Source organism: Bradyrhizobium sp. ORS 375, assembly GCF_000239775.1.
Lineage (GTDB): Bacteria > Pseudomonadota > Alphaproteobacteria > Rhizobiales > Xanthobacteraceae > Bradyrhizobium.
The window spans coordinates 21,671-27,670 of the sequence record NZ_CAFI01000214.1 but is presented as its reverse complement, the minus strand read 5'-3'; the positions used below and the strand labels follow the sequence as shown (position 1 = coordinate 27,670).

Here is a 6,000-nt window from a genome sequence, read left to right as displayed (position 1 = left end):
GGGCCGGCGCACGGGCGGCGGGCTCGCTGGGGCGAGGNCTNGAGCGGCGCACCGGCATCTGGACGCAGGATCTGGATCGGCAGATCCGGCGACGCCGCGGCGGATGTCGGCGGTTCGCCGGCGACCGAGGCGGCGGCGTCGCGCGCATCTTCCGTTGCGGAGGGCGTTGCCGGCAGCGCCGGCGGCGCCGCCGGAAGGTGCGTCTTGGCGATCGAGCCGGTCGGCTCGCGGCTCGAACGTTCGAACAGCAGATCGGTCGAGATCAGCGCGACGACAATGGCGAGCGCGGCAAGCAGGCCGCGGCCCCAGGCGATCGTCGCCTGCCGCGGCGATTCGCCGGCCTCGAGGAACAGCCGGACCGCGGCATCGACGAACATCACCGAAACGAAGGCGACATAGCCGAGGCTGCCGCCGACGGCGGGAAGGATCGGACCGGTCAGCATCAGCAGGACCGTCAGCAGCAGCGCCGCTGCCAAGGCCTGCAGCAGGCTGCGCAGCCGGCGCTGCGACGACATGCCGAGGAAGCAGCCGGCATAATAGGCGTCGAGCTCGGGAGCGTTGCCGGGGACGAATTGCAGCAGCAGGACCAGGCCGGCGAACGCCACCGCGGCGGCGACGAAGATACGCACCGCACGGCGCGCTCCCGCAACCGGCGCCCAGCGTAGCGCCGCCATGGTCGCCAGCATGCCGACCGAGCACAGCAGGAAGGTGATCGCGGCGGCGCCGAGATTAAGCTCCGGCACCGGCCGGCGTGCGATCGGAAACAGCTCACCATCGGCGCCGAGCATCGGCGCGAGTCCGACGAACAGGAAGGATGCAACGGCCGCGAGCGCGCCGAGCCGTCCGCCATAGCCGCGGGCCAGCCCGCCGCGCAACCACATGTCGAGCGCACAGCCGAGGCAGAACATCAGGCCCGTGAACAGCGACAGCAAGGTGAAGGCCGCATCGAGCGGAAGGCCGGCCCGGATCACGCTTGCATTCAACAGCGCCACTGGCGTCATGCCGACGAAGCTGCCGCCATAGGCGGACGAGAAGAACGTGCTCGGCACCAGATCGACCGTGCGCGTCAGGATCAGGGAAGCGCACAGCAGGAGCGCAGCCGCTGCCGAGGCGACCAGCGGTGACAGGCCTGATGCGCTCAGATGCAGCGTCATCAGGCAGCCCAGGAAGGAGGCGATGAAGGAAGCGAGCGGCGGACAGCCGAGTTGGAACAGCTCCGAGCCGTAGAACGGCATGGCCCGCGTGTGCTGCTGCTCGCGCCATGTGCGCGGATCGAAGGTCTGATCCACGTGCCGACGACGCAACTGGAGACCGGTCGTTCCGCGCTTCATGTCCACGACACCTCGACTCGAGTCCACCCGAATTCGTTTTGCTATCGCGGCAGGCGCCGGCCGACGTTTCGGGCGCAACGCTGAGCCCGATCCGTCGCAGTGACCTGCGGCGGTTGTACACAGGCTGCACCCTTGCATCCGCGTGTGTTCAATCAATGCACCACAATTTTGCGCTGCGGAAGTATTGGGTTCCGCTGCTGGAACGAAACTGATTAGCAACCTTAATGAGGACGCGAAGCCCGATGAATCAGTGACATACAAGCTTCATTGCACTGCAACGGCGGCGCTTGACGCTGCATTAGGTTAACGCCAGGATCGCCGTATGTTCGCGCCCACGTTGCATACCGCACGGCTGATCCTGCGACCGCTGGCGCTCTCAGACGCCCCGGCGATCCAGCGTCACTTCGACAATTGGAGCATCATCCGCAACCTCGCGGCCACGGTGCCGTGGCCCTATCCCGCCGACGGCGCGGAGACGTTCGTCCGGCTGCAACTCGACAGGATCGCGGCTGGAGAGGAGATCTATCAATGGGTTCTGGTGCTGCGCGAGGGTGACGGCGAGGCGATCGGCAACATCCACTTCCGGCCGCGCATCGAGTCTATGAAGGGGCATCGCGGCTTCTGGCTCGCCGAGCCCTATTGGAATCGGGGACTGATGAGCGAGGCGATCGCGGCGGTGAACGACTTCGCCTTCGGCCCGCTCGGCCTCGATCAGTTCATCGTCTGCAACGTCGCGACCAACATCGCCTCGCGCCGGGTCAAGCAGAAGACCGGGGCCGAGTTCATCGGCTTCATCGATCTCGCGCACCACAATGGCGAGACGCGATCGGAGCGATGGGTGGTGCGGCGAGAGACGTGGCTGCAACACAGGCAGCTGTGAACTCGCCGCCTGCGCGCCGACATTGACGGCGGCCTCAGGCGCCCGCCTCAGGAGCCGGCCATCACGTCGATCACGGCCAGCGCAAACGCCTGCGGCGCTTCCTGCGGCAAATTGTGGCCTATGCCGCCGGCAACCAGCCGGTGCTCGTAGCGGCCGGCGAACTTCTTCGCATAGGCCTCGGGCGAAGGATGCGGCGCGCCGTTGGCGTCCCCCTCCATCGTGATGGTCGGCACCGTGATGTCGGGGAAGCTCGCGAGCTTTGCCTCGAGCTGATCATACTTGGCTTCGCCCTGCGCGAGGCCGAGCCGCCAGCGATAATTGTGCACGACGATGTCGACGTGGTCGGGATTGTCGAAGGCAGCGGCGCTGCGCGCGAAGGTCGCGTCGTCGAAGGCCCACTTTGGCGAGGCCGTCTGCCAGATCAGCCGCGCGAAATCGCGCCGGTTCTTGTCGTAGCCCTCGCGCCCGCGCTCGGTCGCGAAGTAGAACTGATACCACCATTGCAGCTCCGCGGCCGGCGGCAGCGGCTTGCGGCCGGCCTGCTGGCTGCCGATCAGATAGCCGCTGACCGAGACCATCGCCTTGCAGCGCTCGGGCCACAGCGCGGCGATGATGTTGGCGGTGCGCGCGCCCCAATCATAGCCGGCGAGCGTGGCGGTCCTGATGCCGAGCGCATCCATCAGCGCGACGATGTCGGCGGCGACCGCGACCGGCTGGCCGCTGCGCAGCGCGGTCGGCGACAAGAGGCGCGTCGTGCCGTAGCCGCGCAGATACGGAATGATGACGCGATGGCCCGATGCGGCCAGCGCCGGCGCGACATCGGCGAAGCTGTGGATGTCGTAGGGCCAGCCGTGCAGCAGGATCACGACCGGACCATCGGCGGGGCCGGCTTCGGCATAGCCGATGCTGATCTCGCCGGCGGTGACCTGCTTGATCGGGCCGAGCGCCGTCGTCGTTCCAGGCTTGATCGCCGGCAGCGTCGAAGCAGACTTGAAGCTCTGCGCGTGCGCGCGGGCCCCGAGCTGGAACGCGGCGACGGCGGTTCCAGCCAGGGTGAGGAAGCGGCGGCGGCTCTGGTGAAGAACGGATGTCATGGCGGGGCTCCTGGTTCGGATGCGTCCTTGTGCGCCCTGCCGGCGCGCCGCGCTTGGAGGCAGCTTTGATTTTTCCTTCAGACAAGCTTGATTTTGAAGCGGCGGTGACGCGATGGTGGCCCGGTCCTGCGGCAATGACGGCGGCGCATGTGGTGTACGGCTTCGACGATTTCGTGCTCGACCCGGACCGCCGCGAGCTGCGCCGCGGCGGCGAGCTGGTCGCGCTGGAGCCGCAGGTGTTCGATCTGCTCGCGTTCCTGATCAAGGCGCGGGATCACGTCGTCAGCCGCGACGAGATTCTGGACGTCGTGTGGGGCGGCCGCATCGTCTCCGAGGCGACGCTGGCAAGCCGCATCAGCGCGGCGCGCAGCGCCATCGGCGACAGCGGCGAGGCGCAGCGCCTGATCCGCACCTTCCCGCGCAAGGGCATCCGCTTCATCGGCGACGTCAGCGAGCGGGCCGAGGCGACGCCCACGCCGGTCGCGGCGGCGCCACGTTTCGACGGTCCATCCATCGCCGTGCTGCCTTTCACCAACATGAGCGGCGATCCGGCGCAGGATTACTTCGCCGACGGCATGGTCGAGGACATCATCACGGCGCTGTCCCGCTGCAGCGGTCTCGCCGTGATCGCCCGCAACTCATCCTTCACCTACAAGGGCCGGGCCGTCGACATTCGCACTGTCGGGCGCGAGCTCGGCGTCGGCTATGTGCTCGAAGGCAGCGTGCGGCGCGTCGGCGAACGCCTGCGCATCAGCGGCCAGCTGATCGACGCCAGTTCCGGCGCGCATCTCTGGGCCGACCGGTTCGACGGCGAGATGAGCGACGTGTTCGCGCTGCAGGACCGCATCACCGAAAGCGTGGTGGCGGCGATCGAGCCGACGCTCGAGCTCGCCGAAAGCGAGCGGCGTCGGCTATCACCGCAGCCGCGTCCCGACGCCTATGATCTGCTGCTGCGCGCGGCGAGTCTGCGCGACGCCTTCACGCCGGAGAGCCTGACGGCGGCGCTCGCCTGCCTCGATCAGGCGCTGGCGATCGATGCGGACTACGCGCCGGCGATGGCCGCGCGAGCCTATTGCCAGGCGCTGCGCCATTTCCAGGGATGGAGCGCACCAAGCGAGGACTATCGCAGCGAGGCCGTCGCACTGGCCTGGCGGGCCATCGAGCGCGCGCCGGGCGATGCGCAGGTGCTGTGGATGGCGGCGTTCGCGATCTGGAACATGGCCGACGAGATCGCGCCGGCGCGCGAGCTGTTCAAACGCTCGCTCGCGATCAATCCGAACTCCGCGATGGCGCTCACCATGAGCGGCTGGATTGCCGCGATGGCAGGACAACCGGCGGAAGGCCGGGCGATGATCGAACGCGCGTTGCGCCTGAATCCGCGTGATCCGCGCGGCTGGTTCGCGACTGGCGCGATGGCGATCTGCGCGCTGGCCGGTGACGATCCCGGCGACGCCATCCGCTGGGCCGAGATCGCGCTGAGCCAGAACCGCCGCTTTGCTGTCGCGCTGCGCGTGCTGATCGTGGCCTTGGTCGGAACTGGAGACATCGCGCGCGCCGCCGACGTCGCGCGGCAGCTGCTCGTCGTCGAGCCCGACCTCACCGTGTCGGGCTTCATGTCCCGGATTCCGTTTCCGGTGCGGACCATGGCCACAACCTACGCGGAAGCGCTGCGCGCAGCGGGCGTGCCCGCCTGATCCGACTGCGTGCAGCGGAACCCGTTGCAACTGTCTTTTATGCCATTTTCAGTCAGGTCGAGACACTTGGCGAAATGCCGTTCACACTACCTTAGGTTCCATTCCGTAATTTCACCGATGTCACCCGGGGGCCAGACGTGGCGGATTGCGGAGGGGATCGATGAAGAAATTGCTTCTCAAATTTTACGAAGATGAATCGGGCGCGACGGCCATCGAATACGGCCTGATCTGCGCCGGCATTGCACTCGCGATCATCACCATCCTCAACAAGCTCGGCCTGACGCTCGAGGGCATCTTCACGACGCTGACGACGAAACTGAATGGTGGCTGATCTTTAGGAACCGTCTGGAATGGCGTTCTCAGGGCCGGAGCAATCCGGCCGCCATGGTCGGACAGGCCGGGCTCTCGGGCCCGGCCTTTTGCTTCTGAAGACACGAGCACGGTGATGACGGAGCCCCCGGCTCAATGCGCCATGCTGCGCCCGGCCTCCTCGCAGGCGCTCATGCAACGCCGGCAGGACTCGGCGCAGATCCGGCAATGCGCGTGCATCTTGGCATGCTTCTGACATTCCTCCGCGCACAGCCGGCAGGCCGCGGCGCAGGCGTCGAGCATGCGGCGGATCATCTCCTGATCCGATCCCGTGCGGCGGGTCGCGAGACGACCGGTGATGTTGCAGACGTCGGCGCAATCGAGGTTAAGGCGGATGCACTGCGTCAGCTTGGCGACATTGTCCTCGCCGAGACAGGCGTCCGCGCAAGACGTGCAGATCTGGGCACAGGAGTAGCACTCCTCGATGCAGCGGACGAGTGCGTCGTCGACTTGGCCGCGGACGTGCGGATGCGTTTCGATCATCTGTTGGGCGTGCATGGGTGACTCCAAGAGAGCTGGCCCCCGTGCCCGTCAATGACGATCGGCGCAGAAGGTTCTAATCGGCGTGTTGTTCATCCGGCGTGATCTCGCCACACGGAACGGATGTGCCACGCGCACGTTCTCCTTGGGCA

At 67.1% G+C, this 6,000-nt stretch carries 5 protein-coding genes; 3 read left to right on the top strand and 2 right to left on the bottom strand.

Features of this window, described 5'->3' with window-relative positions; genetic code table 11:
• The first annotated feature begins 1,653 nt into the window (after positions 1-1,653).
• Positions 1,654-2,211: a GNAT family N-acetyltransferase gene (locus BRAO375_RS18160; protein ID WP_009028923.1), complete on the top strand. Its 558-nt coding sequence runs from the start codon at positions 1,654-1,656 to the stop codon at positions 2,209-2,211.
• A gap of 47 nt (positions 2,212-2,258) precedes the next feature.
• Here the strand turns inward: BRAO375_RS18160 and BRAO375_RS18155 are convergent, their stop codons facing one another.
• A complete protein-coding gene (locus BRAO375_RS18155) occupies positions 2,259-3,305 on the bottom strand; it encodes an alpha/beta fold hydrolase (RefSeq protein WP_009028922.1) in 1,047 nt (348 codons plus the stop codon).
• A 134-nt stretch (positions 3,306-3,439) separates the two neighbouring features.
• Here BRAO375_RS18155 and BRAO375_RS18150 point away from each other — a divergent pair, with 134 nt between their 5' ends.
• Together BRAO375_RS18150 and BRAO375_RS18145 are read left to right on the top strand one after the other, a co-directional pair.
• The gene (locus BRAO375_RS18150) at positions 3,440-4,999 is read left to right on the top strand and encodes a winged helix-turn-helix domain-containing tetratricopeptide repeat protein (protein ID WP_009028921.1); all 1,560 of its coding nucleotides are present in this window, start codon (positions 3,440-3,442) and stop codon (positions 4,997-4,999) included.
• Positions 5,000-5,159: 160 nt separating this feature from the next.
• Positions 5,160-5,330: a Flp family type IVb pilin gene (locus tag BRAO375_RS18145; protein ID WP_035640931.1), complete on the top strand. Its 171-nt coding sequence runs from the start codon at positions 5,160-5,162 to the stop codon at positions 5,328-5,330.
• Positions 5,331-5,461: 131 nt separating this feature from the next.
• On the opposite strand, the gene BRAO375_RS18140 is transcribed toward BRAO375_RS18145, so the two are convergent.
• Positions 5,462-5,866, bottom strand: coding sequence for a four-helix bundle copper-binding protein (locus BRAO375_RS18140; RefSeq protein WP_175345333.1), 405 nt, complete (start codon positions 5,864-5,866; stop codon positions 5,462-5,464).
• Positions 5,867-6,000 lie beyond the last annotated feature (134 nt).

Excerpts from the sequence above, each read along its gene's own strand:
- BRAO375_RS18140 (WP_175345333.1), bottom strand. The coding sequence starts at position 5,866 with ATGCACGCCCAACAGATGATCGAAACGCATCCGCACGTCCGCGGCCAA.
- BRAO375_RS18145 (WP_035640931.1), top strand. The coding sequence starts at position 5,160 with ATGAAGAAATTGCTTCTCAAATTTTACGAAGATGAATCGGGCGCGACG.
- BRAO375_RS18160 (WP_009028923.1), top strand. The coding sequence starts at position 1,654 with ATGTTCGCGCCCACGTTGCATACCGCACGGCTGATCCTGCGACCGCTG.
- BRAO375_RS18150 (WP_009028921.1), top strand. The coding sequence starts at position 3,440 with ATGACGGCGGCGCATGTGGTGTACGGCTTCGACGATTTCGTGCTCGAC.
- BRAO375_RS18155 (WP_009028922.1), bottom strand. The coding sequence starts at position 3,305 with ATGACATCCGTTCTTCACCAGAGCCGCCGCCGCTTCCTCACCCTGGCT.